Source organism: Leisingera sp. S132, assembly GCF_025144465.1.
In the GTDB taxonomy this organism is placed as follows: Bacteria; Pseudomonadota; Alphaproteobacteria; order Rhodobacterales; family Rhodobacteraceae; genus Leisingera.
This window is the reverse complement of sequence record NZ_CP083558.1, coordinates 31,670-57,825: the sequence shown is the minus strand read 5'-3', so window position 1 is coordinate 57,825 and position 26,156 is coordinate 31,670. Positions and strand designations below refer to the sequence as shown.

Here is a 26,156-nt window from a genome sequence, read left to right as displayed (position 1 = left end):
CCTGCCGGATATTGTTGCGAAAGCGTTAACCAAAGCGTGGTTTTTTACTTCACAAGCGGGCCGGATTGCAGATTGGCGGGCCGATTCCAGGGGCAGCACAGCCCGATTCCGGCCGGAAAACGCAGCTGTCCAGCCCCGCCGCGCTGAAATGGCGTTTCACTCCCGCAGCACAGGCAATCCACAGGCCCGCCGCCGCTTTCCTGGGTAAGACATTGAGAAAACGCGCGAAAAATACTGCGGCCTTTGCGAATTCCGCGGTTCCCGGCCCGGTTGAAACGCCGGGAAAATCCCGCTCCGCCAATATTCCCTCTTTGCGCCTTATTGTTGCCGGTTTCTCAACAGATCAGCTTAACAAAGAATTAACGCAAGAAGCGGGCAGCAGCAGACGCAGCGGCCAGACAACATTGAGACGGGAGCAACAAAATGGCACTCAATTCGCTTGTTGAGACTTCAGTTGACGCGGATCAACAGGATGATCTGCAGCCGGGCACGACTCTGCTCCACGGCCAGTACACCATCACGCGCTTTCTGAACAACGGCGGCTTCGGCATCACCTATCTTGCCAAGGACAGCCTGGACCGGACGGTGGTGATCAAGGAATGCTTTGCGGATGCTTTCTGCCGCCGGACCAACGCGCTGGTCAGTGCCCGGTCCCGGGCGCATCAGAGCGAGCTGAAGTCGATCATCCGCCACTTCATCCGCGAAGCCCAGAGCCTGTCCAAGCTGAAGCACCCCAACATCGTCGGCGTGCATCAGGTGTTCGAGGACAACGACACCGCCTATATGGCAATCGACTATGTCGACGGCCGCGACCTGCAGGACATCCTGGATGATCAGAAAACCGCACTGACGCCGGAGCAGATCACCAGCATGACCCGCAAGCTGCTGGACGCCATCGGGTATGTGCATGACGCCAACCTGCTGCACCGCGACATTTCCCCCGACAACATCCTGCTGACCGCAGAGGGCGAGCCGGTGCTGATCGATTTCGGCGCCGCCCGCGAAGACACCAGCGAAGACGGCCGCAAGCATTCCGCGCTGCGGGTCGTCAAGGACGGCTACTCGCCGCAGGAATTCTACATTGCCGGCAGCGAACAGGGCCCCTTCAGCGATCTCTATGCGCTGGCAGCCTCCCTCTACCACGTGATCCGCGGCGAGGCGCCGGTGAACGGCCAGGCCCGCCTGGTCGCCATCGCCGAACAGCGCCCGGACCCCTATGAGCCGCTGGCCGGTGCCGTGGACGGCTATGCCGAGGGCTTCCTGGAGGCCATCGACAAGGCGATGAACACCAAGCCCTCCATGCGCCTGCAATCGGCTGAGGAATGGCTGGCGATGCTGGACGGCAAGAAGCCCGCGGCAGCGGCGCCGCAGGCGGCCAACAGCACCGCAGCCCCGGCCCATGAGGAAAAGAAGCGCAGCCGCCTTCCGGCCGTCTCCGTTCTGGCGGTTCTGGCCGGTCTGGGCGCCGCTGGCTACGTCTACTATGGCAACACCCAGGCGGATGCAGCGGCAGAGCAGCCCGCGGCGGCGGTTGAAACCGCGGCAATCGCGGAACCGGCGGCGGATCCGGCCCCGGCAGCCGCTGACCCGGCCCCTGCTGCGGCCGCGGAAGCGGTCAGCGTCGCAGCTGCGCCAGAAACAGAAGCTGCAACCCCTGCCGAACCTGCTCCGCAGGCGGCAGAACCGGTCCCCGCAGACGTTCCTGAGGAAACTGCGGCAGCTGCCGAGCCTGCGCAGCCGGCACCGGCGGCGGCCCCCGCGCCCTTTGCGGGCCACGAGGTCAGCTATGCACTGTGGGATGTCTCGATCCCCTTTGAGTATGAGGAACAGACCGTCCGCAAGGCGCAGGTGGTGTCCATCACCGGCACCGGCGGGAACAACGACCTCAGCAAGACCGGCAGCTGGATTGCCCCGGGCGTGGAAATCCTGACGGTCAACAATCAGCCGCTGACGGCGGGCTCGCCGTTCGCATCGCAGCTGCTGACCGCAATGCAGATCGACCCGGACGGCTACACCCGCGCCTCCATCCGCTACAAGGATGCAGAAAACAAGCGGTTCGAAATGGGGCTGCTGGCAGTTCCGGTGGTGCGCCGGACCGGCCTGAACAGCGGCCTGCAGTTCGAGGCGCGGATGCAGGACGGCGCCTGGGTCACCTCCGTCAGCCAGCAGGCTGCCCAGGGCTCCGCGGATCTGCAGCCCGGCGACGTGCTGCTGCGTGAAACCGCAACCGGCACCGCTCTGACCGGCGCCGAGTCGCTGGCGGAGATCCTGCAGGCCCTGCAGGACAAGGGCGCCGCCGCCGCAACCTTTGACATCCTGCGCGACGGGGCCGCGGCCTCAGCCAGCCTGGAACTGGCGGGAAACAGCTAACCCCCGCCAGCCTTTCCCCAAACACAAGCATCAGGCGGTCAGCCCCACCGGCGGCCGTCCCCGGGAGAGCTCTGCCTCTCTGACCCACGAAGGACAGATTTAATGCGCAATACTGCTAAATTTATGGGGGCTTCCCTGATCGCCATCGCGGCTGCCGGACAGTCTGCCCAGGCTCAGGAAGCCTGCCAGGTGTACGAGGTCAAATCCGGCGACAACCTGCGGGAAATCACCGAGAAGGCCTATGGGCATTCCAGGTTCCGGGTTGTCTACGACGCCAACAGCGCTGTCATCGGCCGCAACCCGAACATCATTGAAATCGGCATGCAGCTGGTCCTGCCCTGCGCCGACGGCAGCCTGCCGGGTGATGTGTCCGCAGCCCAGGAAGCTGAGGCCCCTGCTGCGGAGGTTCAGGAGGCAGCAGCTGCGGAGACCGCTGCCGCAGAAGCCCCGGCAGCAGAGACCGCCGCGGCAGAGGCCGTGCCCGCAGAGACCCCGGCGGCCACAGCCGCACCGGAACCGATGGTTCTGATCACCGGCAATGATTTCCCGCCCTTCACCGGCGAGGACCTGCCCGGCCGCGGCATGTTCACCCAGCTGATCGAAACCGCCGCCCTGCGCGCCGCGCCGGAGACCGAGGTCTCGGTGACCTTTGTCAACGACTGGGAATCGCATCTGGAAACCCTGCTGCCTGCCATGGCGTTCGAAGGCTCCTTCCCCTGGCTGAAGCCCAACTGCGGCGACTATGGCCTGCTGTCCGCCGGCGACAAGTTCCGCTGCGACAACTACCGGTTCTCCGATCCCTTCTATGAAGTGGTCGACGGCTTCTTTGCCGCCACCGGCAGCCCCTATGCCGCCGCTTTTGATTACGGCGCGCTGATGGGCACCCGGATCTGCCGCCCCGAGGGCTATTCCATGGCCCATCTGGATACCGCGGGCCTGACGGAGCAAACCGTGAAATTCTACCGCCCGGTCCAGATCGCGGAGTGCTTTACCGCTCTGGCCGCCGGCGCTGTCGATGTGGTCGCCCTCGATACCCTGGTTGCCAGCGACACGCTCGCCACCATGGGCCTGGCCGGCCAGATCAAGGAGAACCCGAACCTTGGCGAGGTGAAATCCCTGCACGCCATCGTTCACAAGGATCACCCCCGGGCCCAGGAAACCCTGGATCTGCTCAACAGCGGACTGAAGGACATGTCCGTTTCCGGCGAATGGTACGCCATCGTCTCCAAAGCTCTGCAACGCGAAATCAGAACCCTCACCAACTGACCTACCCCCCAACAGCAACCTTGACCCACTGCCAGCAGCCCCCCGCGCAACGGCGGTGCCCCATTGAAAAGGAACTAACTCTCATGTCGATGATCAAATCCCTGGTTCAATACAGCGCAACCACCGTTTCCGCCGCCCTGTTCATCTCCACTTCGGCAGCCGCGCAGGAGGCCTGTGCCCCCTACACCGTGCAGGACGGCGACAGCCTCGGCTCAATCGCCCAGGCCGCCTATGGCTCCTTTGACTATCAGATGATCTTCAACGCCAACCGCAACGCGATTTCCAACCCCAACAGCCTGGAGGCCGGCACCGTCCTGCAGATCCCCTGTGAAGACGGCCGCCTGACCGCCGACAGCAATGTCACCGACATCATCGCGCAGGAAGAGGAAAAACAGGCCAAGCGGGCCAAGTCCAGCATCTATGAGCCGCCGATCAAGATGGTCTCCGGCAACGGCTGGGAACCCTTCACCGGCGAAAGCCTCAAGGGCGGCGGCATGCTGGTGCGCCTGGCCACAACTGCACTGAACCGCGGCGGCAACGACCGTGAATACAACCTCAGCTTCGTGGACGACTGGAAGGCCCATTTCGACACCCTGCTGCCGCTCGGCGCCTTCGACGTGTCGATCGCCTGGTACAAGCCGGCAGATTGCTCCAACCTCGAAAACACCGACGCCGACACCAAGTACCGCTGCACCCAGCTGAACTTCTCGCTGCCGATCTATGAATCGGTGTCCGCCCACTGGACCATGGCCGACAACCCCTATGCCAACATCAAGGATTATGCGGATTACGCCGGCGCCAAGATCTGCCGCCCCGAAGGCTGGTCCCTGGCTGAGCTGTCCGGCGAGGGCCTGGTGGAACCGGTGATCTCCCTGGTGCATCCGTCCTCTGCGGTTGAATGCATCCGCAAGCTGGTGACCGGCGAGGCCGACATGGCGCTGCTGGACCTCGAAGCAGGCGATGCCGCGGTCCGCGAAGTTGCCGAGGCAGAAGGTAAGGTGCAGCTGAACTCCAACCTGTCGCAACTGCAGGCGATCCACTTCGTGACGCATAAGACCAACCCGCGCGGCCGCGTCTATCTGACCCTTCTGAACAAGGGCCTGAACGAGATGCGCGAAAGCGGCGAATGGTACGCGATCATCGCCGACAGCCTGGCCGAGTTCAACAAGATCGGCAGCTGATCCGGGCAACCGCCATGCCCCCGGTAGCGGGGGCATGGCAGGCCGCAGGGGCCGCGGACGGGCGGCTCTCCGCAGATAGGGAAAACCGGGCGCCTGCCGTGACTGCACGGACGCCTGTAACAACCAAAAAAGGCAGACGACATGGGATTTTTCGGAAAACTTATCGGACGGCAGGACCCGCTTTCTGAGCCCGCCCCGATGGAAAGGCTGCAGGTCGCAGACGAGACGATGCAGCAGGAAGTGCTGAAGGCCGTCGCCCAGCACACCCGCTCCGTGGAACTGGATCTGGACCCGCAGGCAGGCCCGGCCGCAGACAGCCAGCCGGACACAGCCGCGCCCGCCGCGGCGGATCCGGCAGCCGGCATCTGGGACCTGGACCCGGCCGCCGCCGCCCCGGCTGCCCCGCCCGCTGGCGCGGCGGCGCAGATGCCCCAGCCCGGCGGCGACCTGCCCGACCTGACCGCGCATGTCAGCGCCGCCCCGGCCCGCAAGCGCCGCGCCAAGACCCGCCTCCTGGGCTTTGACACCTCCGACGGCGATGTCGTCAACCTGTTCGACAGCACCGGCGCCGCTGCCCCGGTCCGCGACACCAAGTTCCCGGTGGGCTGGATCGTGGTCGCTGACGGCCCGGGCTATGGCGAGAGCTTCACGCTCAAGGCCGGCATGTCGGCCATCGGCCGCGGCGAGGATCAGGCGGTTGCGCTGGATTTCGGCGACACCGCGATCTCCCGCAGCAACCATGCCGCCATCGTCTTTGATCCCGAAAGCTCGCAGTTCTACCTGGGCCACGGCGGCAAGAGCAACATCGTGCGCCTGAACGGCCAGCCGGTGATCAGCAACGAGGTTCTGCAAAGCGGCGACCTGATCCGCCTGGGCGAAACCACGCTGCGCTTCATGGCGCTCTGCGGCAAAGACTTCAACTGGACCAGCGCTGGCGGGCAGGAGGCGGACCATGTGGAAATCGCCTGAACCGCGCTTTGACGTTGCCGCCGCCATCTGCCAGGGCGCGCGCGACTACCAGGAAGACGCCATCATCACCGACTTTCCGGCGGGCACCGACATCGGCATGGCCATCCTGGCGGACGGCATGGGCGGCCACGCGGCCGGCGATGTCGCCTCCAAGATGGTGGTGACCGAGGCCTTCAGCAAGCTGAAGTTCGAAAGCGTCAACTTCGCCGAATACGAAAAGCAGATCCCCTATCACCTGACCCACGCCGCGGCAGAGGCCAACACCTGCGTGCAGGAATATGTCCAGGACAATCCCAGCGTCCGCGGCATGGGCGCGACCCTGGTGTCGGTGGTGATGATCGAGGACCGCCTGTACTGGCTGTCGATCGGCGACTCGCCGCTCTATCTGATGCGCGGCGGCAAGCTGCAGCAGCTGAACGAGGACCACTCGATGGCGCCGCAGATCGACATGATGGTCAAGGCGGGCCTCTTGGACGCCGAAGCCGGCCGCGACCATCCCGACCGCAACTGCCTGACCTCTGTGATCCTGGGCGACCGGGTGACCCGCACCGACTGCCCCAAGGCCCCGTTCCGGCTGGAGGTCGGCGATCTGGTGGTTGTCTCCAGCGACGGGCTGCAGTTCCTCGAGGACGCGCGCATCGAGAAGATCCTGCACAAGTACCGCCGCCGCAAGAGCGCGGAAATCGTCGAACGGCTGCTGGCGGCGCTGGATGATCTGGCGGACCCGGATCAGGACAACATTTCCTTTGCGGTGATCAAGCTCAACCACAACAAGCCGGTGACCCGCAAGATGCGCCGCAAGCCGGTTGACCTGGTGGGCGACCAATCGGCCAGCGCAACCCGCGTGGTGGCCATGAACAGCAACTCCTATGACGGGCCGCCCCTGCCGGAGCAGGATGCCAAGGTGGTCCGGTTGGCCGGGAAAGGGCGCTAGGCATGACCCAAGCGGAAACCGCAGCCGCGGCCGCATCGCTGCGGCACGCACTGGCAGAGGGCCGGATCCCGGCCCGCCTGCAGGCCGGCACCGGGACGCTGCTGGAGCGGCTGGAAAAACCGGTGGCCGTCACCCTGTTCGGCCTGTCCGGTTCGGGCAAGTCCAGCGTCGCCAACCTGCTGCTGGGCAGCCAGGTGATCCCGGCGGGTGTTGCTCTGCCCACCCTGCAGATCAGCGGCGGCGGAACCGCGGCCTGTGCTGGGGTGCTGGCGGATGGCAGCCGCTTCAGCCTGCCCGGCTTCGACACCGGCGCGCTGGCCGCCCGGGGTGCGGTCTTTGCCGAGGCGCAGCTGCCCCTGCCCGCCCTGAACCAGATCAGCCTCCTGGAGATTTCCGCTCCGGATGCCGCCGCACTGGAACGCGCAGTGCCCTGGGCCGCGGGGCGGACCGGCATTGCCCTGTGGTGCACCCAGGATTTCACCCCGGCTGAACAGGCCGCCTGGGCGCGCGCGCCGGAACAGATGAAGGACGGCGCTTTCCTTCTGGTGACCAAGGCGGATGCGCTGGCGGCCCAGGACCGGCTGGCCCCCGCAATGGCAGCTGTTCAGGACGCCGCTTCCGAACACTTCAACGGCATCCTGCCGCTGGCCGCGCTGGAGGCACAGGCCGCAAGGGCGCCCGATGGCACGGTGGACCGCGACCGGCTGCGCCGCTCCGGCGGCCAGGCGCTGATCTCCGCCATCATGCATGAGGTGAAGCTGCGGCGGCAGGCGGCGCTGGATCAGGCCGGTGTGCTGCTGGCGAAATACGCCCCCGCGCCCGCAGCCGCCGCTCCGGCAGAGGACACCGCCGCACCGCCCCCCCCGGCGGCACTCCAGGCAGAGCCGGACGCTCCGCTTGCGGCGGAAACACCTGCACCGGACCGCCCTGCCCCGGTGGCAGAGGCGCCCGTGGCGGCCGCAGACTCCGCGGAACTGCAGGACGCGGCGCTCAGCACGGACACCCGGCAGGCCTTTGATCAGGCGCTGGACTACCTGTCCGCGCAGGGGCGCAGCATGGGCCAGGCCCTGCAGGACGGCTCCGGCAGCAGCAGCAGCCAGCTGATCCGCACCGCTCTGAAGTCGGTGCAATGGCTGGACAGCCATTTTGAGGAGTATGGCGGCAACGGCGGCAACGCACTGACAGAGATCCGCGGCGCGGTCTCGGAAGCGGAAGACCTCATTCAGCTGATCCAGGTGGAACAGGACGGCACATCTCTGTTTGATGCCACCAGCATCCTGCTGCAGCTGAAACGGGACATGCAGGCGCAGCTCGCCGCCTGAGGACGGCCAAGCTGCGCGGCAACAGAATGGGTTTTCACCTTACAGGGTGAAAACCCGCTGCCAGATGCCGTGCAGCCCGGCCAGATCCGCCTCGCCATGGGCGAACAGGGCGCATTCGCCATCGGCCCAGACCACGGACACGCATTCGCCGCCGTCCAGAACCGGACCCAGCGAGATCAGCCGCGGCGTTTCCGTCAGCGCTGCATGTTTGGCATAGGACGCCTGGAAACGCTCCCACTGCGCATCGGCAATCTTCTGCAGCGCGGCCAGCACCGCTGCATCCTCGCCGCCGCCCAGCCAGGCACTGCCCGCGTGCAGCAGACAGGCGGAATACATCCCGGCGGCAGCCTCGATGAAAAATTCCATCGGCCGGTCCTGCTCGCCCGGGTCCAGCTCCATCACCTCTTCCAGCATCGCGGCCGGCAGTCCCAGCCCGGCCGGGCTGCTGCCGGGCGCGGCAAAGGCGGTCTCCACCGTCAGCGGGTCTTCGGCCTGCGCCAGCCGCACCATGGCCGCGGCAACCGCTTCCAGCACCTCCGGCTGGTCATGGGACAGGCCCTGGCCGGCCAGATGCTGCACCTCTTCCAGATCGCTGCTGGCAGAGACCAGCGCCATCAGCCGCCGTTCGGACACCACAAAGGACAGCGCGCTGGCCCCGGCGCGGAAGGTCAGCTGCCGCTGCAGCACCGTGGTGCCGATTTCCTGCAGCAGGGCGGGCAGCGGCGGCGGGAACAGCCCGTTGGACAGAACCCGTCTGCCATCCCGGAACACGGTCTGCCGGGCGCCGAGGGCCGCCAGGTTGCCGGCAATTGCGTCGTCGTGAGTCACTTTGAAATTCCCGTTCGAAGGTCGTGGTGCGCCGGTCCGTCAGCCATCTGCGGTGATCCGGGCCAGGCAGTCGCGGGCGGCGGCCTGAAACGCGCCCAGATCCAGATCCGGCGCGGCAAGGCACAGCAGCGCATCGGTCGGCTGTAGGGGCGATTTGAAGGCCAGCATCACCCGGCCCGGCTCCCGCGCCAGCGCAAAGGCAGGCGCCCCGGCCCCAAGGGGCGGCGCGCTGTTTTCACCCAGCAGGCAGCCGGCCTGGGCACAGAGCGCATCCAGCGCATGGCGGTCCAGCGGCGATTGGCTGTTGGCCACCAGCACCATGCCCGCAGCCAGGTCCGCATAGGCCACCGTCCCGCAGGCGGGAAACTGAGCGTGCAGACTGTCCAGTTCTTCCGATACCGTCATAATGCGCCCCTGCCTGATGGGCCGGTTCCGCCCGGCCCGCAGGTCAATTCACAACCGCAACGGGCCCGGGATTACAAGCCTCTTTTTCAGCTCTCCAGCAATTCCCTGCGCAGGGCGGCCAGATCCGCATCCCGGCGCGCATCGGGGCGCGGCGTGCGCTTGGCGCCTTGCGGACGCACCCGGCGCGGCATGACGCGGCCGGGCTGCCCCTCCTGCGGGCTGGCCGCCTGGGGCGTGCCTTGGGCGGCTGGCGCCGGCTCCGCCGCTGCGGGTTGCTGCACCGGCTGCACCAACTGGGCAGCGGCAGCGGGGACGGGTGCTGCCACCGCAGGCGCGCTGCCGTCGCGGGCGGCTGTCACGATGGTCTCCAGCGCCGCGGCAAATCCTTGCGCGCCCGAAGTTTCCCATGCGGCGCTTTCCGGGTCCGCGTCCAGCGCCTGGGTCAGCGAGATCGGGCAGACGCCGGCAAACTGGCCTTCGGTCTCCCGCGACACCCTTGTCTGCACCCGCAGCTTGTCCAGCGGCGTCGTCAGCTTGTCGAACCGGGTGATCAGCAGCAGGCTGCGCTGGCGCACCATCTCCGGCACCAGCCCCCAGGCCGCCGCCTCCGACTGGCGCCAGGCCTGGGTCGCATGGGTGCACCACAGCACGCAGTCCACCTCTGCCAGCATCCGTTCCCAGACCTCGGGCGGCATGTTGGGGTCGGAGATGCCGGGAAAGTCGATCAGGTCGCATTCCTCCAGCACCGGCGCCTCGCAGCTGATCTGCACATAAAGCGTCTCTTCCAGCGGCACCGCTTCCAGCGCCTCCAGCGAGACCGGATGCAGGCTGCCGTCCAGCGCCTTGCGCTCGGGTGGCGCCTCTCCTTCGGTGATCCAGACCGGCGGCAGCCGGGTTGCCGTCACTTTCTCCGGCAGGATGCGCCGCCCCAAGAGCAGGTTCGACAGGGTGCTTTTGCCCGCGCTGAATTCGCCCATGATGGCGACCCGGGGTTTGCGGTCCAATGGCTGCGGGTTCGTCATGCCGCGGCTCCTTTACGTGCTGCCCGGGCCGGTTCTGCGACCGGCTCCGCGTCCTCTGATGCCAGTTCCTTGAGCAGAAGCTCCAACAGCTCCGCCCGCTCCTGCTGGGCATTGATGCCGAACAGGTTATTCAAGTCATTCATGCTGATCCGGGTCTTCTCGGCCACGTCCATCAGCAGCTCCCGCTGCTCGGTGAAGAACGCCATCAGCCGCTCGCGGGCGTCCTGCCGGATCTCCGCCGCCTGCTGTTCCTTCAGCTCGTGGATGATCGGCGCCGTCTCCGCCTTGATCAGGTCGTAATAGCCGCTGGCATAGGCGCGGTATCCGCGGCGGCGCTGCCACCAGCCCTTCCACCAGGAGGTCTGCAGGTCCAGCGCGATGGTGGCGCCGATCGCCACCGGCGGCGGCACCTCGGGCACCGCCGCGGGCGCAATGCGGAAATCGCTGACCTGAATGGAAACCGCCTGCTGATAGGTGTCATGGATCGCCGAGGCCGCATCGCTGTAGACCTGGGTGCAGGCCGCCATCAGGTTCTTGCGCATCACCTGGTAGCTGGAGCGCAGCAGGATCCGCAGCCCGTCCGGCGTATATTGCCAGGTTTCGTTCTCGCCGTAGTTCTCCAGATGCTGCAGCAGGGAGGCCACCGCCCGCTCCAGAAACTTGTTATGCGCCTGGTCCACCCGCGAGGAGAAGGTGGCGAACACCTGGTCCAGCGCGGTATCCATCTGCGCCATGCTCACGGTCTCCAGCCGCCGCAGCAGCTGGCTCAGCGCGGCGGGCTCAATCACCGAAATCCGGTTGCCGTCGATCCGCATCGACGCCACGGTCGAGGCCGCCTTCATGCTGGACACCTGGTTGGCGGCCCGCTGGCGCACCTCGGACAGCAGCCGCGCGCCGGCGCCTTCGGCAATCCGCGCGCCGATGGTTTCGAACAGTTCCGGCACGCCGGACAGCTGCCACATCCGCGCCGCATCGCTCAGCACATCCTGCCCGTCGGCGCCTGCCTCCGGCCCGGCATACTGCCGCAGCACAGCGGCGCTGTCCCCGCTCAGCGGATGGGTGTCCGGCGCCAGCGCCGCATTGGCCCACAACGCGCTGCCGAAAACGATCCTGGGGTTTTCCGGCCCGTTCATCTTTTCCAGCGTCGTCAGGATGCTGTCGCGGATGTCCGGGATCTGGGTCGCGGGGTCCGACAGCTCGTCAATCCGGTTGACGAAGATCACGATCCCCTCCGACCGCACGTTGGAGATCATCCGGATCAGCCCCATATCGACCGAGCTCAGCGCCTGCGAGGCGGACAGCACCACCACACACAGGCGGCTGTTGCGCAGCGACTTGATGGTGATCTGCTCGCGCATCAGGAAGGTATCGTTGACGCCGGGCGTGTCGCGCAGGCACAGCGGCACCGGCAGCGAGGGCAGCGGCAGGAACAGGTCGGCGGATTTGGTGATATCGGCAAAACGGCCCTGCTGGTCGCTGCTGCCCGCCATCTCGAAATCGTCGCCCAGGCAGACATAGCGCTGCATCAGGTCGTCATCCAGATGCCGGTAATCATGCTTCTGGCCCAGCAGCAGCTCAAACCGCCGCCCCAGCCGCTTGCGGGTCTTTTCGCGCATTTCCGCAATCTGCAACTGGATCTTCTGCAGCTCCTCATCGGCGCCCGCCCGCATCGACAGTTCGCCGATCCGGCCGCCGTTGGAGACCAGATGGTCCCACTCGTCACCGTTGAAGAACTGGAAGGAGGCCACCGGGTCGCCCTCCTTGCGCGGGGCATTCAGATGCAGCGAGGTGACAACAGAGGTCCAGGGGTTCACATCAGCAGGCAGCAGCCCGGGCCGGGCCACCATCGCATTGACCAGCGAGGTCTTGCCGGATTTGATCTGCCCGATCATCGTGACGCTGGGCTTGAACTCGTCCAGTTCCTTCAGCTGCCGGGCGATCTGGCTGCGGCTGCCTTTTGCCTCCAGCGCCTGAATGTCCAGCAGCAGGTCCTTCAGCTCCACAATCTCGCCTGCAAGCCCGTCCAGGCTGTCATGGCCGTTACGCAAAAAGGGAAAACGTCCAAGGCCAGCCGGCTGGCAGTCGGGTGTCTCATCCATAGTGGTAATTTCCTTGTCGGTCTGTGCGTGCAACGAATGAATTCGCGGTCAAAGCTGCCTTCTTTGTTTTCTGGTTAACGAACAATCAGCCATCAAAGGCAAAATTGCGGCAGACCGTGGCCGACAACTTGTCTTTGCGTAAAATATTCAGACTTTTTTAACTTTTTACGGGAGTGCCGGGCGGATTATGAGCCTCGCCAGTGTGCTGTGCCGGCCATCCGCAAGGGACGCGGGGCTATTCGCTCCCGCTCCCGCCTTGCTGCACCGATTGCAGGTAGGTGATCAGGCTGCCCAGGGCCTGCGGCACCATCATCGGCTGGCCATTCGGCAGCGCCAGGGCCACATACTGGTTCTCGTCCAGCGACGGGCCGAACACCGGCATGTCGCCATGGGCGGCAACCGGCTGGCGGCCGTCAATCTGCTTGGCCACCGCCTCAACCGGGAATGCGCCGTTGTTGCGCGCCGCCAGCCCGGTCAGATCCGGCGGCTGCAGCGCCATCATTTCCGCCATCGGCCCCTGGCTGGCCGCGTCCTTGCCGTGGCACTCGGCGCAGAAATACAGGAACAGGTCCCGCCCCTCACCGGCCCCGGACTCCTGCGCCCAGATCGGGCCTGCTGCCATTGCAAATGTTACTGCCAGCCGCATCAGCATCGCCGTTCTCCCTTGCTCCGGATCCTCTGCGCCGCCCGGTCCGAATCCGGCACCCGCAGCCCGTGACGTGATGATAGCGGCAAACCGGCGGCGCAGACTTGACCCAGAGCAAGGCGGGCCGTTCCGGACCGGACTAGGCTCTGCAGGTGCCGCAACAGGACGGGAGGCCTTGCCATGACCAAAACTGCCGGTGCGCTGCTGGCTGCGGCTGCCATTCTGCTTGCGGCGGCCGCCGCGTATCTGATCGCCGCGGACAACGGCGCGGGCCTGCCCGATGGTTTCGTTCAGGGCAACGGCCGGATCGAAGCCGAACAGGTTGAGATCGCTGCCGCCCGGGCCGGCCGGGTGGCCAAGGTGCTGGCCGCCGAGGGCAGCCTGGTGGCGGCGGGCGACATTCTGGTCGAAATGGACACGGATGAGCTGGCGGCGGCGCATGACCGGGCCACCGCCGAAGCCGCGCTTGCGCGCCAGACCAAGGCCGAGGCAGAGGCGCTGGTGGTCCAGCGCCAGAGCGAGCACCGCCGCGCAGAGCATGAGCTGGACCGCGCCACTGCCCTGCTGGCCGGGCACAACATTTCCGAAACCCTGTTTGAAGAACGCGACACCGCCCACCAGGTCGCCGAGGCAGTGCTGGGCGCGGCCAAGGCGCGGGTCGCCACAGCGGAGGCCGGGATTGCGGCCGCTGAGGCAGAGGTCCGCCGGATCGCCGCGCAGATCGAGGACAGCACCCTCACCGCGCCGGTGCCGGGCCGGGTGTTGTACCGGCTGGCCGAACCGGGGGAGGTGGTCGGCGCCGGCGGCCCGATCCTGACGCTCCTGAGCCTGGAAAACATCTATATGGAGGTGTTCCTGCCCGCCCGCGAGGCCGGTCTTCTGCCGATCGGCGCCGAGGCCCGCATCGTGCTGGATGCCCTGCCCGATTACGCCATTCCCGCCACCGTCACCTTCGTCTCGCCAGAGGCCCAGTTCACCCCCAAACAGGTGGAAACCCTCAGCGAACGCGAGCAGCTGGTGTTCCGCGTCCGCGTCCGCATCCCGCAGGATCTGGTGGCGGCGCGGATCGAACATGTGAAAACCGGCCTGCGCGGCATCGCCGTGATCCGGCTCGATCCGGACAGCCCCTGGCCCGAAGCGCTGGAGCGGCGCATCCCGCCTGAGCTGTTCGAATGACTGCCGCCGCAGAAACTCCCGGCCTGCGAATCGCAGGCGTCAGCCACCGCTACCGCAAGCACATCGCGCTGGACGGGATCTCCTTGGACCTGCCGCCGGGCCGGCTGGTGGGCTTCATCGGCCCGGACGGGGTTGGCAAGTCGACCCTTCTGGGCCTGATCACCGGCGCCAAGAAGCTGCAGGCAGGCGCCATAGAAGTCCTTGGCGGCCCCATCGGCAATGCCGCGCACCGGCGCCGCATCTGCCCCGCGATTGCCTTCATGCCCCAGGGACTGGGCCGCAACCTCTACCCCGAGCTTTCGGTGCGCGAAAACCTCGAGTTCTTCTCCCGTCTGTTCGGCCAAAGCACGGCAGAGCGCGAGGCACGCATTGCATCACTCCTCTCCGCCACGGGGCTGGCGCCGTTTGAAGACCGGCTGATGGGCAGGCTGTCGGGCGGCATGAAGCAGAAGCTGGGGCTGTGCTGCGCCCTGATCCACGACCCCAAGCTGCTGGTGCTGGATGAGCCGACCACCGGCGTCGACCCGCTGTCGCGCCGCCAGTTCTGGGCGCTGATCAGCGCCATCCGGGAGCAAAGCCCCGGCCTCACCGTGCTGGTCTCCACCGCGTATATGGAGGAGGCGCAGAGCTTTGACTGGATCGTCGCCATGGATGCAGGCCGGGTGCTGTACCAGGGCCCGCCGGAAGAGTTGCGGGGCGGGGCCGGAGACCTCGAGACCGCCTACCGGCAGCTGCGCGCGGAAGGGAAACCGCCGCCGGGGCCGGATCAGCCCGAGGCTGCGCACAGCGGCGAGCCGGTCATCACCGCCCGCGGCCTCACCCGCCGCTTCGGCGATTTCACCGCCGTTGACCACGTCGATTTCAGCATTGCCCGCGGTGAAATCTTCGGTTTTCTCGGCTCCAACGGCTGCGGCAAGTCGACAACCATGAAAATGCTCACTGGCCTCTTGCCCATCACCTCCGGCGAGGCGCAGCTGTTCGGCAGGCCGGTGGACGCCAGGAACCGCGCCATGCGCCGCGAAACCGGCTATATGAGCCAGGCCTTCTCGCTTTATGGCGAATTGACCGTGGAGCAGAACCTGCAGCTGCACGCCCGCATTTTCGGGATCAAGGATCGCGCGGCCCGGGTCGCCGAACTGACCCGGCGCTTCGGCCTTGCGGCGCACAGCGCCTCCCTGGCCGCCGCCCTGCCCCTTGGCATCAAGCAGCGGCTGTCGCTGGCGGTTGCGGTGATCCACCGCCCGCGGGTGCTGATCCTGGACGAACCGACCTCCGGCGTCGATCCGGAGGCCCGCGACATGTTCTGGGCGCTGCTCCTGGAGCTGTCGCGCAGCGAGGGCGTGACGATCTTTGTCTCCACCCATTTCATGGGCGAGGCGGAGCGCTGCGACCGGGTTTCCTTCATGCACGCGGGCAAGGTGCTGGCCGAAGGCACGCCGCAGCAGCTGATGGCATCGCAGGCTGCGGACACGCTGGAGCAGGCCTTTGTCTCCATCCTCAAGGCCGCCGACCCCCCTGCCCCGGTCACGGCCCCGGAAACCGCCGTGCATGCAGGCACCGCCCCGGCAGGCGGCTCCCTCACCCGCGCTTTGGCCTATGCCCGGCGCGAAACGGTGGAGGTGCTGCGCGACCCGGTGCGCCTCGCCTTTGCCTTCCTTGGCTCGGTGATCCTGATGCTGGTGTTCTGTTTTGGCATTTCGCTGGACATTGATGAACTGGACTATGCCGCCCTCGACCTGTCGCAAAGCCCCGAAAGCCGCGCCTACCTGGCGGAGATTTCCGGCTCCCGCTACTTCCGCCCCACCCCGCCCCTGTCCAGCGCCGCCGAAGGCCGCAGCCGCCTGGTCTCGGGCGAGGTCTCGCTGGTGATCGAACTGCCGCCTGACTTTGGCCGCAAGCTGCGCGCGGATGAACCGGCAGAGGTGCTGGCCGTCGTTGACGGCGCCATCCCCTTCAAGGGCGAAACGGTGGAGGGCTACGCCGCCGGGCTGCATCAGTCCTTCCTCAGTGCACAGGCCGCCGCCAGCGGCACCCGCCAGCCCGAACTCGCCCGGATAGAGCCGCGGTTCCGCTACAACCAGAGCTTCGAGAGCATCGCCGCCATGGCGCCGGCAATGCCCGCAATCCTGCTGATCATGCTGCCCGCGGTGCTGATGGCGGTCAGCGTCGCGCGCGAAAAGGAGCTGGGCTCGGTCACCAATTTCTACGTGACGCCCACCACCCGGCTGGAGTTCCTGATCGGCAAGCAGATCCCCTATATCGTGATTGCTTATGTGAACTTCCTGCTGCTCGCGGCGATGACCATCGCGGTCTTCAAGGTGCCGCTCAAGGGAGACCCGCTGCCCTTGGCCCTTGGCGCGCTGCTCTACGTCTGGGCCGCCACCTCCTACGGGCTGCTGATCGCCACCATGACCTCCAGCCAGGTGGCGGCAACCTTTGCCACCACCATCGCCTCGGTGGTGCCGACGATCCAGTTCTCTGGCCTGCTGCAGCCGGTCTCGACACTGGAACCCGGCGCCCAGACCATCGGCGCGCTGTGGCCGTCGTCCTATTTCCTGCACCTGAACGTCGGCGCCTTCACCAAGGGGCTGGGCTGGGAGGCGCTGCTGCCCGACATCCTGGCGCTGGCCTGCTTCGGGCCGGCCCTCACCCTGCTGGCCGCACTGGCCCTGCGGGCGCAGGAGAAATAGATGCGGCGGCTCTCCTGCATATTCTGGCTCGGCCTCAAGGAGATGATGAGCCTGCGCCGCGACTGGGTGATGATGGCGCTTCTGGCCTGGTCCTTCACCCTGGCGCCGGTGATGGAGGCGACCGGGGTCGCCACCTCAGTCAACAACGCCTCGATCGCCTTCGCGGATGAGGACAACTCGCCCCTGTCGCGCACCCTGGCGGAGGCGTTCTTTCCGCCCGAATTCCAGCCTGTTGCCCAGATTGAACCGGGCACCGGGGCGGCCCGGATGGATGCGGGCGATTTCCTTTTCGTGGTCGCCGTGCCGCCCGGGTTCGAAAAAGACCTGCGCGCCGCCCGCGTGCCGGAGATCCAGGTGCTGATCGACGCCACCGCGATGGAACAGGCAGGCATCGGCGCCAGCTACATCACCAGCATCCTCAGCACCGAGATCCGCCGCTTTGCCATCGGCGCCGATCTGGCCGTGCCGCAGCCCCTGAACATCATCATCCGCAGCGCCTTCAACCCCAACCGCGACACCGTCCGCTTTGCCGGTATCAACGCGCTGATCGGCCAGATCATGTGGCTGACCACGATCCTGACCGGCGCCGCGATGATCCGCGAGCGCGAGCACGGCACCATTGAGCACCTGCTGGCGATGCCGCTCTCGCCCTTCGATATCGCTGTGGCCAAGATCTGGGCCAACGCCGCGGTGGTGCTGGTTGCGGCAGCGCTGTCGCTGGGTTTTGTGATGCAGGGCGTGCTGGAGATCACCATCGCCGGGTCCAAGCTGCTGTTCCTCTGCGGCACCGCGCTGTTCCTGTTCACCGCCACCGCGCTGGGAGTGTTCCTGGCCACGGTCGCGCGCTCAATGGCGCAGTTTGCGCTGCTGGTGATGCTGACCATCCTGCCGATGCTGATGCTGTCGGGCGGCGAAACCCCGGTGGAAAGCCAGCCCGCCTGGCTGCAGGCTGCCACCACGCTGCTGCCCTCGCGCCACTACATGGCCGCCAGCCAAGCCATCGTCTTCAAGGGCGCAGGGTTTCAGACCGTCTGGCCCGAATTCCTGTGGATGGCGCTGCTGGGCGCGGCCCTGCTGGCAACCAGCCTGGTGCTGTTCCGCCGCTCAGTCGCGCAGGACGGCTAGCGGAGCACGACAACGGTGCATTTGGCATGGCGCACCACCCGCGCCGCGGTCGAGCCAAGGAAGTAATCCTGCAGGCCCGGCCGGTGCGAGGCGATGACAATGCAGTCGGCGCCATGCGTGTCCGCGTAATCGGTGATCGTGCGCCCGGCATGGCCGGTGACCACATCCGCCTTGACGTCTTTCACCCCGCCCAGATCCGCCTTCAGCTCTGCCAGCATCTCTGCACGGGTGCCTTCCAGCAGACCCTTGGGCAGCTGCTGAACCACATAGCCGGGGATCTCATCGGCCACGGTCAGCGCGGTGATCCTGGCATCGCTGTCCGCCAGCAGGCGGGCAGCCTCCAGCGGCCGGGCCGTATTGGCACCGTGATCCGGGGCAATCGGAACCAGAATATGCTTGTACATCTCAGTCCTCCACTGATGCGGCCCGAGTCTACGCCGGTTCCCGCCCGCCTGCCTTGACACAGGTCCGCCGCCGCTGCGGCAGCGGATTGATCAGGATCATGGCGCCCGCCGGCGCAGGTGATCTACTGGAGAACGCGGCACGCACCCCGCCAGCCGCGAACCCGTTCCCGGAGGCCCGCCATGCAACGCCAAACCTCTCTCTACGTGATTGCCACAGACACCAGCGACGCAACGATCACCGCCGCCGCCGAAGCGGCACAAGCCGAGGACGCCTATCTCGCCTGCCTGCTGCTGGACAGCCTGCCCGCCAGGCCCTACTTCGTGTACAGTGCGACGGGTTTCGGCGCGGCCGCGATGCCTGCGGACTGGGTTGATCATCTGCGGGACGCCCAGCAGGCCGCAAAAACCCGCGCCGCAGAGGTGAACGATCTCCTCACCCGCAACACCTGCTCCGGCGATGTGCACTATGCGGTCAGCGCCGGCGCGGACATCCGGCTGCTGTGCGCCCAGCGGGCCAAAACCTGCGATACCGCGCAGTTTGCCGATGACCTCAGGGACCGCGACGACGTCTTCCGCGAGGCCCTGCACGGGCTGCTCTTCCAGGCGCCGGTTCCGGTCATCGTGAACGGCTCGCCCTTTGCCAGCTGCAACCGCGTCTTCCTGGCCTGGGACAGCAGCCTTGCCGCCTCCCGCGCCGCCCATGCAGCTCTGCCCTATCTGCGCCATGCTGACGAGGTCGTGATCGGCTGCTTTGAAACCAGCGCCTCCGATCAGCGCAACGGCGAGGACCCGGGCACCGATGCTGCCGTCTGGCTCTGCCATCACGGCTGCCATGTGACCGTCTCGCAATTCCCCGGCGGCAGCCAGGACGTCGGCCACGCAATCCTGCAGCGCGCCCGCGAGGCCGGGGCCGGGCTGGTGGTGATGGGGGCCTACGGCCATTCCCGCCTGCGCGAGGCCGTGTTTGGCGGCACCACCCGCACGATGATAGAGCAGACAGAGCTGCCGGTGCTGTTTGCCCACTGATCTCTGACGCTCGAAAACTCAGGAGCCGCCTAATGACCAGCCAGGCCCCCTTTGACGCCTACAAACCCGCCGAAATCGCAAGACTGGTGGAAACTGCCGGAGCCGCCAAGGCCCGCCTGCCCCTGCCGCAGATGTTTGTGCTGGCGATGCTGGCGGGGGCCTTCATCGGCTTCGGCGCGGCGGCCTATACCATGACCCTGACCGGCGCATCCCCCGTCACAGGACCGGTCCGGGTGCTGGGCGGCGCGGTGTTCTCGCTTGGCCTGATCCTGGTGGTGATCGCCGGGGCAGAGCTGTTCACCGGCAATGTGCTGATGGTGATCGCCGCGGTGGACCGCAAGATCCCGCTGCGCCTGCTGCTGCGCAGCTGGGGCATTGTCTATGCCGGCAATCTGGCAGGCGCCGCCGGGCTGGCCGCCGCCTTTGCCCTTACCGGGATATTGGACGGGGCGATGGGGGGCACCGCTGCAGCCCTTGCCGGGGCCAAGGCAGATCTGACGCCGCTTGAGGCCTTCATGCGCGGCGCGCTGTGCAACGCCCTGGTCTGCCTCGCCGTCTGGCTGTCTTTCGCGGCCCGCACCGCCGCCGGCAAGGTTCTGGCCATCCTCTGGCCGATCACCGCCTTCGTGCTCCTGGGGCTCGAGCACTCCATCGCCAACATGTATTTCTTCCCCCAAGCCTGGGCTGCGGGCGCCGGCGTCCCCCTTTCGGCGGCTGCCGCCAACCTGTTCTGGGTCACCCTGGGCAATATCGCAGGCGGCGCAGGGGGCGTCGCCCTGGCCTACTGGTTCGCCTTCCTGGGCGGCAGGCCGCAGCCGGGGCAGGGCGAAAACAGCCAACCTTCAGCAACTGGAGAGAACCCATGAAACCAATTGTCACCCTGGCCGTTCTGGCAAATGCCCGCACCGCGCGCATCGTCGAAAACCACGGGCCGGGCAAGGGCTTCACGGCCTCCGCCGGGCATGCCTTGCAGGCGCCGCCAGCGGTCGAGAATGCCGACCGCGCCGGCAGCCATCCGATCAGCGGCGCGCATGGGGCGGCTGGCTTCGAAGCCACCGATCCGAAAGAGGCCGCAGAGGCGGCCTTTGCGCGCCTGATCGCAGAGGAGCTGGAAAGGCGGCATACCGCTGGAGCATTTGACCGGCTGATCCTGACCGCCGCACCGCATATGCTGGGACAGCTGCGGGCGGCTCTGCCGGAGGCGCTGAAGTCTATGGTGATCGGCGAAGCCGACAAGGACCTGACCCATGCCGCTCTGGACGAAATTGCCAGCCGCCTGAAAGGCATTATCGCTGCCTGAACAGCACGGCGGCCGCGCTAACGCGCCGCCGCCCCGTTGCGGGCGGTTTCCGCCAGGTATTTCCGGCGCCGGTTTGAATTGGTGTCCTCGACCATCCCGAACACCGACCATCTCACCGGCCTGATTCCGCAGAACTTGAGGATATTGCGCTCAAAACTGCGCAGGGAATGAGCAAAGAAAAACCACTTATAGGCAAAGGCGGGCATTCCCATCGTGACGATGACACGCGCTGATTTCCCCTTCAGCCTGGAATGCCAGCCGTGTTTGCTCATGTTGAAGGCAAAACCCTCCCGGAACACCTGTTCCAGCCAGGCCTTCAGCAGCGCCGGCATACTGCCCAGCCACAGTGGATAAATGAAGACGATGTGGTCCGCGGCAGCAATCGCCCGCTGCGCTTCAGCGGCATATTCGGGAAGGCCGCTCTCCCACTCCGCGCGGGAGCGCAGGCAGGTTGCCCCGCTGGCGGCAACATCAATTACGCTGACCTGATGACCGGCTTTTGCTGCTGCCGACTCATAGCTTTGCGCCAGTGCATGGCAGAAATGCTGCCGGGAGTTGTCGGGGTGGCCCTGAACGATCAGTATCCGTTTCATCGCATCAGCTCCGTTCAGACTGGCGGTCCGGCAGCCGGATCTCCTGCAGCACCGCCAGATAGCCCATCAGATCAGACAGGGTGACCACCCCCAGCAGTTGGCGCCCCTCTGCCACCAGGAACTTGCGCCGTCCGGTGGCAGAGATTTTCGCCATCAGCTCCGCGGCAGGCATTTCCGGGCTGACCGTATTATCCGCATCCGCCGCAACATAGACGTCGCCGACAGGGGTTGCCGCCCAGTCCGTGCGCGGTGTCTGCGCCAGCAGGCCGGTATCAGCATAGCCCAGCAGCACATCGCCCAGCACCACCGGCACAAAGCTCATGCGCTCCGCCAGCATCACCTGATCCGCCAGATATTGCAGGCTCACCTCCGGCAGCACGGTGACCGCATCGCGCGTCATCAGCGCGGCAACCGTCTTGCCCTTGAACGCCGCCTCCTGCAGCTGGCGGGCATAGGTGCCCTTGGCCGCCGTCAGCACGAACACCCCGATCAGCACCTGCCAGAGCGACGCAACCGGGTTACCGGAAAACAGCCCGACGACGCCAAAGAGGATCAGCGCATAGGCAAAATAGCTGCTGATCCTCGTGGCTGTGGCCGTGGCCTGCAGCAGGTCGCCGCTGCGGCTCCACAGATAGGCGCGGAAGATGCGCCCGCCATCCAGCGGAAAGGCCGGCGCCAGGTTGAACACCGCCAGCACCATGTTGATCAGCGCCAGGTAGTCCAGCACAGGATTCAGCGCCATCCCCGGCGCAAGCCACCCGCCGATCTGCGCCAGCAGCCAGAAGGCCAAGGCCAGCGCAAAGCTCATCAGCGGGCCGGCAATGGCAATCCAGAACTCGCTGGCGGCGGTTTTCGGCTCCGATCCCAGCTCGGCCACCCCGCCGAAGATGAACAGGGTGATGCCCTTGATCTCCACCCCGTACCGGCGGGCCACCACCGAATGGGACATCTCATGCAGGATCAGCGAGCCGAAAAAACCCAGCATCGCCAGCAGCGCCAGGGTGAGATAGACGCTGCCGCCGGCACCGGGATAGACCATCGGAAAATACTGCGCCGACAGGCTCCAGGTGATCAGCGCGGCAATCAGCGCCCAGCTCGGATCAATCCTGATGTCAAACCCCTGCAGGGTGGCGATTTTGATGGCATTTGAAAACATGGGGCGTCCCTCCGGTCATCAGCTTAGCGCCAAACCGTCCCCGCCCCCTTGATCCGGCTCAAACCCGGAACAGGCTGCCCGCCAGATAGGCCACCGCCGCCGCGCAGGAGCCGATGGCCAGCGTCTCCAGCCCGGATTTCCACCAGGGCGCCAGCGACCAGACGCTCTTGCTGGCGCCGATGCCGAAAAACACCGCCCCGGTGGCCAGTGCCGCCGTCAGGAACGGATCCGGCAGCCGCAGCATGAAGGGCAAGAGCGGCACGATGCCCGCCGCCATGAAGGCGGCAAAGGTGGTCAGCGCCGCCGCCACCGGGTTGGGCTCTGCGGGCGCCAGCCCGTATTCGCTGGTCAGCATCAGCGACACCCATTTTTCCGGATTGGCAGCAACCGACCGCACCGCGCCCTCCAGCACTTCGCCGCTCAGCCCCAGCTCCTGAAAGATCTGGCGCAGCTCCTCGCGCTCGCCCTCCGGGTAGTCGCGGATATGGCGTTTCTCCACCCGGTACAGCCGCCGCCGGTCGTCCAGATCCGCCTTGGTGCCCAGGTAATTGGCCGCCGCCATCGAAAACCCGTCCGCCAGCACGTTGGCAATGCCCAGGGCGATGATCACGCCTTGCGAAAACCCGGCGCCCTCGACGCCCGCAGCAATCGCAAAGGTGGTGACCGCGCCGTCAATGCCGCCGTAGACCGCATCCCGCAGCCGCCCGGTGCCGTTGCTGCCCGCAAGCCGCCGCGCGATGTCCTCCTTGCTGTGCCCGTGATCGCCGTTCATGCCCGCAGGATGGCCCGGAACGGCAAAAACCGCATTGAGGGAGGTCAAGCCGCCGCCGCCCGCCTGGTCCGGCGGGTGGCAAGGTAGCGCAGGGTTTTCAGCCCCTCCGGCACCAGCAAAACCGGCAGCACCAGCAGCGCGATCAGCCCCCAGTGCTCCGCCTGCAGCGGCACCGTGTGCAGCAGCACCTGCAGCGGCGGCCAGTACACCGCCGCCACCTGCGCCCCGATGGTCACCGCCAGCGCCGCCAGCAGCAGCGGATTGCTGAAAAACCCGATCCGCCAGCACGGCAGATGCAGCGAACGGAACGCAAAGACGCTCGCCTTCTCAAAGACCACCATGGCGGTAAAGGCGGCGGTGCGGGCCAGATCCTCGCTGCCGTCCAAGAGATGCAGGAACAGCCACAGGCTGGCCAGCCCGGTATAAAGCCCCAGCGCCAGAATGGTCAGCAGCCCGGCCTTGCCCACAATCGGCGCGTCCTTCCTGCGCGGCGGATGCTCCATCTGGTCCGGCTCGCCCTTCTCCAGCCCCAGCGCCACCGCCGTCACCCCGTCGGTGACCAGGTTCATCCACAGGATCTGCGTCGCCAGAAATATCAGCGGCCCGCCGATCAGGATATTGATCAGCAGCGCAATCACCTCGCCCGCGTTGGAGGACAAGAGGTAGCGCACGAACTTGCGCACATTGGTGAACTGCCGCCGCCCCTCGCCGATGGCCCGCACGATGGTGGCAAAATTATCGTCCAGCAGCACCAGGTCGGAGGCATCCTTGGCCACATCCGTGCCCCGCACCCCCATTGAAACCCCGATGTCGGCCTGCTTCAGGGCCGGCGCATCGTTCACCCCGTCGCCGGTCATCGCCACGATCTGATGCTGCCCCTGCAGGGCCGAGACGATCCGCATCTTGTGGGCGGGCCTTGTGCGGGCAAACAGCACATCCTGCTGCAGGATCCGGTCCAGCTCCGCATCCTCCAGCGCCTCCAGCGCATCGCCGGTCAGGGTCTTGCCGGCAGGCAGCCCCAGCTGGGCCGCAATCACCCCGGCAGTCAGCGGGCTGTCGCCGGTGATCATGATCACCCGGATGCCTGCCGACCGCGCCGCGCCGATGGCCGCCCGCACTTCGGGCCGCGGCGGGTCGATCAGCCCCGCCAGCCCGAGGAAGGTCATGTCCTGCTCACGGATCTCTCCGCCCTGCGCAGCGCCAGATGCCAGCCCGATCACCCGCAGCCCTTCTGCCGCCATCGCCTCATAGGCGTCGGTGATGGCGGCCGCCTCCCCTGCGCCCAGCTTCCGGGGGCCGTCCTGCGTCAGCACTTCTGTGCAGAGGCCCAGAACCTGCTCCGGCGCGCCCTTGGTCAGGACCTTTCCGCCGCCGCCGCTGCGCGCCAGCACGCTCATCCGCTTGCGCTCGCTGCTGAAGGGGATTTCCGCCAGCACCGCATCCGGCGGCGGCAGCGCTGCCCAGCCCTTGTAGCCGAGGGTCACCAGCGCGCCCTCGGTCGGGGCGCCGGTCATCTGCCAGTGATCGCCCTCGCGGTGCAGGGCGGCATGGGTGCAGGTCAGCCCCGCCTCCAGCAACTCTGCCAGCACCGCATCCTCCCGCGCGCCGGTGACCATGCCGTTGCAGGCGATATGACCCGCCGGATCATAGCCGGTGCCAGTCACCTGATAGCTGCGGTCCAGCGTCCAGACCCGCGTCACGGTCATCTTGTTTTCCGTCAGGGTGCCGGTCTTGTCAGTGCAGATGACCGAGGCCGCACCCAGCGTTTCCACCGCCTGCAACCGCCGCGCCAAGGCTTTCTGCCGCACCATCGCCGCCGCCCCCAGCGCCAGGGTGATGGTGACCACCGCGGGCAGCCCCTCCGGCACCATCGCCACCGACAGCGACAGGCCGGTCATGAACATCTCCGCCGCGTCCCGCCCCATATACAGCCCCAGCGTCAGGATCGCGGCAGCAATCGCCAGCGCCGCAACCCCCAGCTGCCGCGCCAAGCGGCCCAATTGCACCTGCAGATTGGTTTTCTTGAGGCCCACCGCCCCGGTCAGCGCCGCGATCTCGCCAAAGGCGGTGCGCGCGCCGGTCGCGGTGACCACTGCCAGTGCGCGGCCCGCCGCCACCACCGTGCCGGCAAACACCTCCGCATTGTCTGTGCCGGGCGCCTTGTCCACCGGAACCGATTCCCCGGTCAGCGCGCTTTCATCCAGCCGCAGCCCGGCGGCTTCCTGCAGGCGCGCGTCAGCAGGCACCCGGGCGCCCGCCTCCAGGATGATCAGATCGCCCGGCACCAGCTCGCGCGCCCCGATCACCTGCTCGCGCCCGTCGCGCACCGCCAGCGCCTGCGGCGACAGCATGCTGCGCAGGCTTTCCAGCGCGGTCTCCGCCCGCCATTCCTGCACAAAGCCCAGCACCCCGTTCAGCCCGATCACCAGCCCGATCGCCAGCGTGTCGGCATATTCGCCCAGCGTGAAGGCGATTATCCCGGCAGCAATCAGGATCAGCACCAGAAGATTGCTGAACTGGCGCAGGAACACCTGCAGCGGCCCGGTCCGTCGGCCCTGCGGCAGTTCGTTCCAGCCATGCGTCCGGCGCGCCGCCTCCGCCTGCTGCCGCGTCAGCCCGCTGAGCCGCCCGCCACTGCTGTCCTGAACCGGGTTTGCCATGCGCTTTGCCCTCCGCAGCCGCCTCCGGCCGCCGTTTCCAGCCTGCCGCAACTTTGGCCCCTCCGGCAACTGCACCAACGCCGCAGGGGGGTATTCCGAATGCGAACCGGAATAGAAACCGGAACTCAAAGCGGAACAGAATCAGCAGCAAGCACCCACGGAACATTTATAACACTATGATAATAATGTTATTTTATCCTGTTTCCCGGCAG

23 protein-coding genes are annotated in these 26,156 nt (G+C 66.7%); 13 read left to right on the top strand and 10 right to left on the bottom strand.

Translation table 11 applies throughout. The features are described 5' to 3' along the window. The first annotated feature begins 65 nt into the window (after positions 1 to 65). The 7 genes from K3725_RS22025 to K3725_RS21995 all read left to right on the top strand — a co-directional run bounded on the left by K3725_RS22025 (position 66) and on the right by K3725_RS21995 (position 8,042). Positions 66 to 446: a hypothetical protein gene (locus tag K3725_RS22025; RefSeq protein ID WP_260019079.1), complete on the top strand. Its 381-nt coding sequence runs from the start codon at positions 66 to 68 to the stop codon at positions 444 to 446. Next, the gene (locus tag K3725_RS22020; protein ID WP_260019078.1) at positions 424 to 2,370 is read left to right on the top strand and encodes a serine/threonine-protein kinase; all 1,947 of its coding nucleotides are present in this window, start codon (positions 424 to 426) and stop codon (positions 2,368 to 2,370) included. The genes K3725_RS22025 and K3725_RS22020 overlap by 23 nt, the downstream gene beginning before the upstream one ends. A gap of 102 nt (positions 2,371 to 2,472) precedes the next feature. Continuing rightward, positions 2,473 to 3,636 (top strand): transporter substrate-binding domain-containing protein, encoded by a 1,164-nt coding sequence (locus tag K3725_RS22015; protein WP_260019077.1) that lies wholly within the window; start codon positions 2,473 to 2,475, stop codon positions 3,634 to 3,636. A gap of 83 nt (positions 3,637 to 3,719) precedes the next feature. Continuing rightward, positions 3,720 to 4,817 (top strand): LysM peptidoglycan-binding domain-containing protein, encoded by a 1,098-nt coding sequence (locus tag K3725_RS22010; RefSeq protein ID WP_260019076.1) that lies wholly within the window; start codon positions 3,720 to 3,722, stop codon positions 4,815 to 4,817. 141 nt (positions 4,818 to 4,958) lie between these two features. Next, complete coding sequence (locus K3725_RS22005) at positions 4,959 to 5,786, top strand: FHA domain-containing protein (protein WP_260019075.1); 828 nt, start codon at positions 4,959 to 4,961, stop codon at positions 5,784 to 5,786. Continuing rightward, positions 5,770 to 6,720, top strand: coding sequence for a PP2C family serine/threonine-protein phosphatase (locus K3725_RS22000; protein ID WP_260019074.1), 951 nt, complete (start codon positions 5,770 to 5,772; stop codon positions 6,718 to 6,720). Before K3725_RS22005 ends, K3725_RS22000 begins: the two co-directional genes overlap by 17 nt. A 2-nt stretch (positions 6,721 to 6,722) precedes the next feature. Next, complete coding sequence (locus K3725_RS21995) at positions 6,723 to 8,042, top strand: hypothetical protein (RefSeq protein WP_260019073.1); 1,320 nt, start codon at positions 6,723 to 6,725, stop codon at positions 8,040 to 8,042. A gap of 39 nt (positions 8,043 to 8,081) precedes the next feature. Here the strand turns inward: K3725_RS21995 and K3725_RS21990 are convergent, their stop codons facing one another. The 5 genes from K3725_RS21990 to K3725_RS21970 all read right to left on the bottom strand — a co-directional run bounded on the left by K3725_RS21990 (position 8,082) and on the right by K3725_RS21970 (position 13,048). Beyond that, positions 8,082 to 8,870, bottom strand: coding sequence for a hypothetical protein (locus tag K3725_RS21990; RefSeq protein WP_260019118.1), 789 nt, complete (start codon positions 8,868 to 8,870; stop codon positions 8,082 to 8,084). A gap of 39 nt (positions 8,871 to 8,909) precedes the next feature. Further along, on the bottom strand, positions 8,910 to 9,275 hold the full coding sequence (locus K3725_RS21985) for a hypothetical protein (RefSeq protein ID WP_260019072.1): 366 nt from the start codon (positions 9,273 to 9,275) through the stop codon (positions 8,910 to 8,912). Between the two features lie 86 nt (positions 9,276 to 9,361). Beyond that, a complete protein-coding gene (locus tag K3725_RS21980) occupies positions 9,362 to 10,297 on the bottom strand; it encodes a dynamin family protein (RefSeq protein ID WP_260019071.1) in 936 nt (311 codons plus the stop codon). After that, complete coding sequence (locus tag K3725_RS21975) at positions 10,294 to 12,396, bottom strand: dynamin family protein (protein WP_260019070.1); 2,103 nt, start codon at positions 12,394 to 12,396, stop codon at positions 10,294 to 10,296. Before K3725_RS21975 ends, K3725_RS21980 begins: the two co-directional genes overlap by 4 nt. Positions 12,397 to 12,631: 235 nt before the next feature. Continuing rightward, entirely contained in the window at positions 12,632 to 13,048 is a 417-nt protein-coding gene (locus K3725_RS21970) for a cytochrome c (RefSeq protein WP_260019069.1), read from the bottom strand. 174 nt (positions 13,049 to 13,222) lie between these two features. Between K3725_RS21970 and K3725_RS21965 the strand changes: the two genes are divergently transcribed. Genes K3725_RS21965 through K3725_RS21955 form a run of 3 tightly spaced genes read left to right on the top strand, consistent with a single transcriptional unit; the run spans position 13,223 to position 18,033 of the window. Continuing rightward, entirely contained in the window at positions 13,223 to 14,218 is a 996-nt protein-coding gene (locus K3725_RS21965) for an HlyD family secretion protein (protein WP_260019068.1), read from the top strand. Beyond that, positions 14,215 to 16,908 carry a ribosome-associated ATPase/putative transporter RbbA gene (gene rbbA, locus K3725_RS21960; protein WP_260019067.1) on the top strand — a complete coding sequence of 898 codons (2,694 nt, stop codon included), beginning with the start codon at positions 14,215 to 14,217 and terminating at the stop codon, positions 16,906 to 16,908. The genes K3725_RS21965 and rbbA overlap by 4 nt, the downstream gene beginning before the upstream one ends. After that, the gene (locus tag K3725_RS21955) at positions 16,909 to 18,033 is read left to right on the top strand and encodes an ABC transporter permease (protein WP_260019066.1); all 1,125 of its coding nucleotides are present in this window, start codon (positions 16,909 to 16,911) and stop codon (positions 18,031 to 18,033) included. Here the strand turns inward: K3725_RS21955 and K3725_RS21950 are convergent. Continuing rightward, positions 18,030 to 18,437: a universal stress protein gene (locus tag K3725_RS21950; RefSeq protein ID WP_260019065.1), complete on the bottom strand. Its 408-nt coding sequence runs from the start codon at positions 18,435 to 18,437 to the stop codon at positions 18,030 to 18,032. The genes K3725_RS21955 and K3725_RS21950 overlap by 4 nt on opposite strands. Positions 18,438 to 18,617: 180 nt before the next feature. Here K3725_RS21950 and K3725_RS21945 point away from each other — a divergent pair, with 180 nt between their 5' ends. Genes K3725_RS21945 through K3725_RS21935 form a run of 3 tightly spaced genes read left to right on the top strand, consistent with a single transcriptional unit; the run spans position 18,618 to position 20,763 of the window. Next, the gene (locus K3725_RS21945) at positions 18,618 to 19,463 is read left to right on the top strand and encodes a universal stress protein (RefSeq protein ID WP_260019064.1); all 846 of its coding nucleotides are present in this window, start codon (positions 18,618 to 18,620) and stop codon (positions 19,461 to 19,463) included. Between the two features lie 32 nt (positions 19,464 to 19,495). Then, entirely contained in the window at positions 19,496 to 20,329 is an 834-nt protein-coding gene (locus tag K3725_RS21940; RefSeq protein WP_260019063.1) for a formate/nitrite transporter family protein, read from the top strand. After that, positions 20,326 to 20,763, top strand: coding sequence for a host attachment protein (locus K3725_RS21935; RefSeq protein ID WP_260019062.1), 438 nt, complete (start codon positions 20,326 to 20,328; stop codon positions 20,761 to 20,763). The genes K3725_RS21940 and K3725_RS21935 overlap by 4 nt, the downstream gene beginning before the upstream one ends. Before the next feature lie 17 nt (positions 20,764 to 20,780). Here the strand turns inward: K3725_RS21935 and K3725_RS21930 are convergent, their stop codons facing one another. The 4 genes from K3725_RS21930 to K3725_RS21915 are packed head-to-tail and all read right to left on the bottom strand — an operon-like array spanning position 20,781 to position 25,944. Next, complete coding sequence (locus K3725_RS21930) at positions 20,781 to 21,356, bottom strand: NAD(P)H-dependent oxidoreductase (RefSeq protein ID WP_260019061.1); 576 nt, start codon at positions 21,354 to 21,356, stop codon at positions 20,781 to 20,783. Positions 21,357 to 21,360: 4 nt separating this feature from the next. After that, positions 21,361 to 22,512 (bottom strand): site-2 protease family protein, encoded by a 1,152-nt coding sequence (locus K3725_RS21925; RefSeq protein WP_260019115.1) that lies wholly within the window; start codon positions 22,510 to 22,512, stop codon positions 21,361 to 21,363. Between the two features lie 58 nt (positions 22,513 to 22,570). Continuing rightward, positions 22,571 to 23,284, bottom strand: a complete 714-nt coding sequence (locus tag K3725_RS21920; protein ID WP_260019114.1) for a VIT1/CCC1 transporter family protein — start codon at positions 23,282 to 23,284, stop codon at positions 22,571 to 22,573. A 44-nt stretch (positions 23,285 to 23,328) separates the two neighbouring features. Continuing rightward, positions 23,329 to 25,944, bottom strand: coding sequence for a cation-transporting P-type ATPase (locus K3725_RS21915; protein ID WP_260019113.1), 2,616 nt, complete (start codon positions 25,942 to 25,944; stop codon positions 23,329 to 23,331). Positions 25,945 to 26,156 lie beyond the last annotated feature (212 nt).

Coding starts and splice junctions, on each gene's coding strand:
- K3725_RS22020 (WP_260019078.1), top strand. CDS start 424: ATGGCACTCAATTCGCTTGTTGAGACTTCAGTTGACGCGGATCAACAG.
- K3725_RS22015 (WP_260019077.1), top strand. CDS start 2,473: ATGCGCAATACTGCTAAATTTATGGGGGCTTCCCTGATCGCCATCGCG.
- K3725_RS22010 (WP_260019076.1), top strand. CDS start 3,720: ATGTCGATGATCAAATCCCTGGTTCAATACAGCGCAACCACCGTTTCC.
- K3725_RS22005 (WP_260019075.1), top strand. CDS start 4,959: ATGGGATTTTTCGGAAAACTTATCGGACGGCAGGACCCGCTTTCTGAG.
- K3725_RS22000 (WP_260019074.1), top strand. CDS start 5,770: ATGTGGAAATCGCCTGAACCGCGCTTTGACGTTGCCGCCGCCATCTGC.
- K3725_RS21995 (WP_260019073.1), top strand. CDS start 6,723: ATGACCCAAGCGGAAACCGCAGCCGCGGCCGCATCGCTGCGGCACGCA.
- K3725_RS21985 (WP_260019072.1), bottom strand. CDS start 9,275: ATGACGGTATCGGAAGAACTGGACAGTCTGCACGCTCAGTTTCCCGCC.
- K3725_RS21980 (WP_260019071.1), bottom strand. CDS start 10,297: ATGACGAACCCGCAGCCATTGGACCGCAAACCCCGGGTCGCCATCATG.
- K3725_RS21975 (WP_260019070.1), bottom strand. CDS start 12,396: ATGGATGAGACACCCGACTGCCAGCCGGCTGGCCTTGGACGTTTTCCC.
- K3725_RS21970 (WP_260019069.1), bottom strand. CDS start 13,048: ATGCTGATGCGGCTGGCAGTAACATTTGCAATGGCAGCAGGCCCGATC.
- K3725_RS21965 (WP_260019068.1), top strand. CDS start 13,223: ATGACCAAAACTGCCGGTGCGCTGCTGGCTGCGGCTGCCATTCTGCTT.
- rbbA (WP_260019067.1), top strand. CDS start 14,215: ATGACTGCCGCCGCAGAAACTCCCGGCCTGCGAATCGCAGGCGTCAGC.
- K3725_RS21955 (WP_260019066.1), top strand. CDS start 16,909: ATGCGGCGGCTCTCCTGCATATTCTGGCTCGGCCTCAAGGAGATGATG.
- K3725_RS21950 (WP_260019065.1), bottom strand. CDS start 18,437: ATGTACAAGCATATTCTGGTTCCGATTGCCCCGGATCACGGTGCCAAT.
- K3725_RS21945 (WP_260019064.1), top strand. CDS start 18,618: ATGCAACGCCAAACCTCTCTCTACGTGATTGCCACAGACACCAGCGAC.
- K3725_RS21940 (WP_260019063.1), top strand. CDS start 19,496: ATGACCAGCCAGGCCCCCTTTGACGCCTACAAACCCGCCGAAATCGCA.
- K3725_RS21935 (WP_260019062.1), top strand. CDS start 20,326: ATGAAACCAATTGTCACCCTGGCCGTTCTGGCAAATGCCCGCACCGCG.
- K3725_RS21930 (WP_260019061.1), bottom strand. CDS start 21,356: ATGAAACGGATACTGATCGTTCAGGGCCACCCCGACAACTCCCGGCAG.
- K3725_RS21925 (WP_260019115.1), bottom strand. CDS start 22,512: ATGTTTTCAAATGCCATCAAAATCGCCACCCTGCAGGGGTTTGACATC.
- K3725_RS21920 (WP_260019114.1), bottom strand. CDS start 23,284: ATGAACGGCGATCACGGGCACAGCAAGGAGGACATCGCGCGGCGGCTT.
- K3725_RS21915 (WP_260019113.1), bottom strand. CDS start 25,944: ATGGCAAACCCGGTTCAGGACAGCAGTGGCGGGCGGCTCAGCGGGCTG.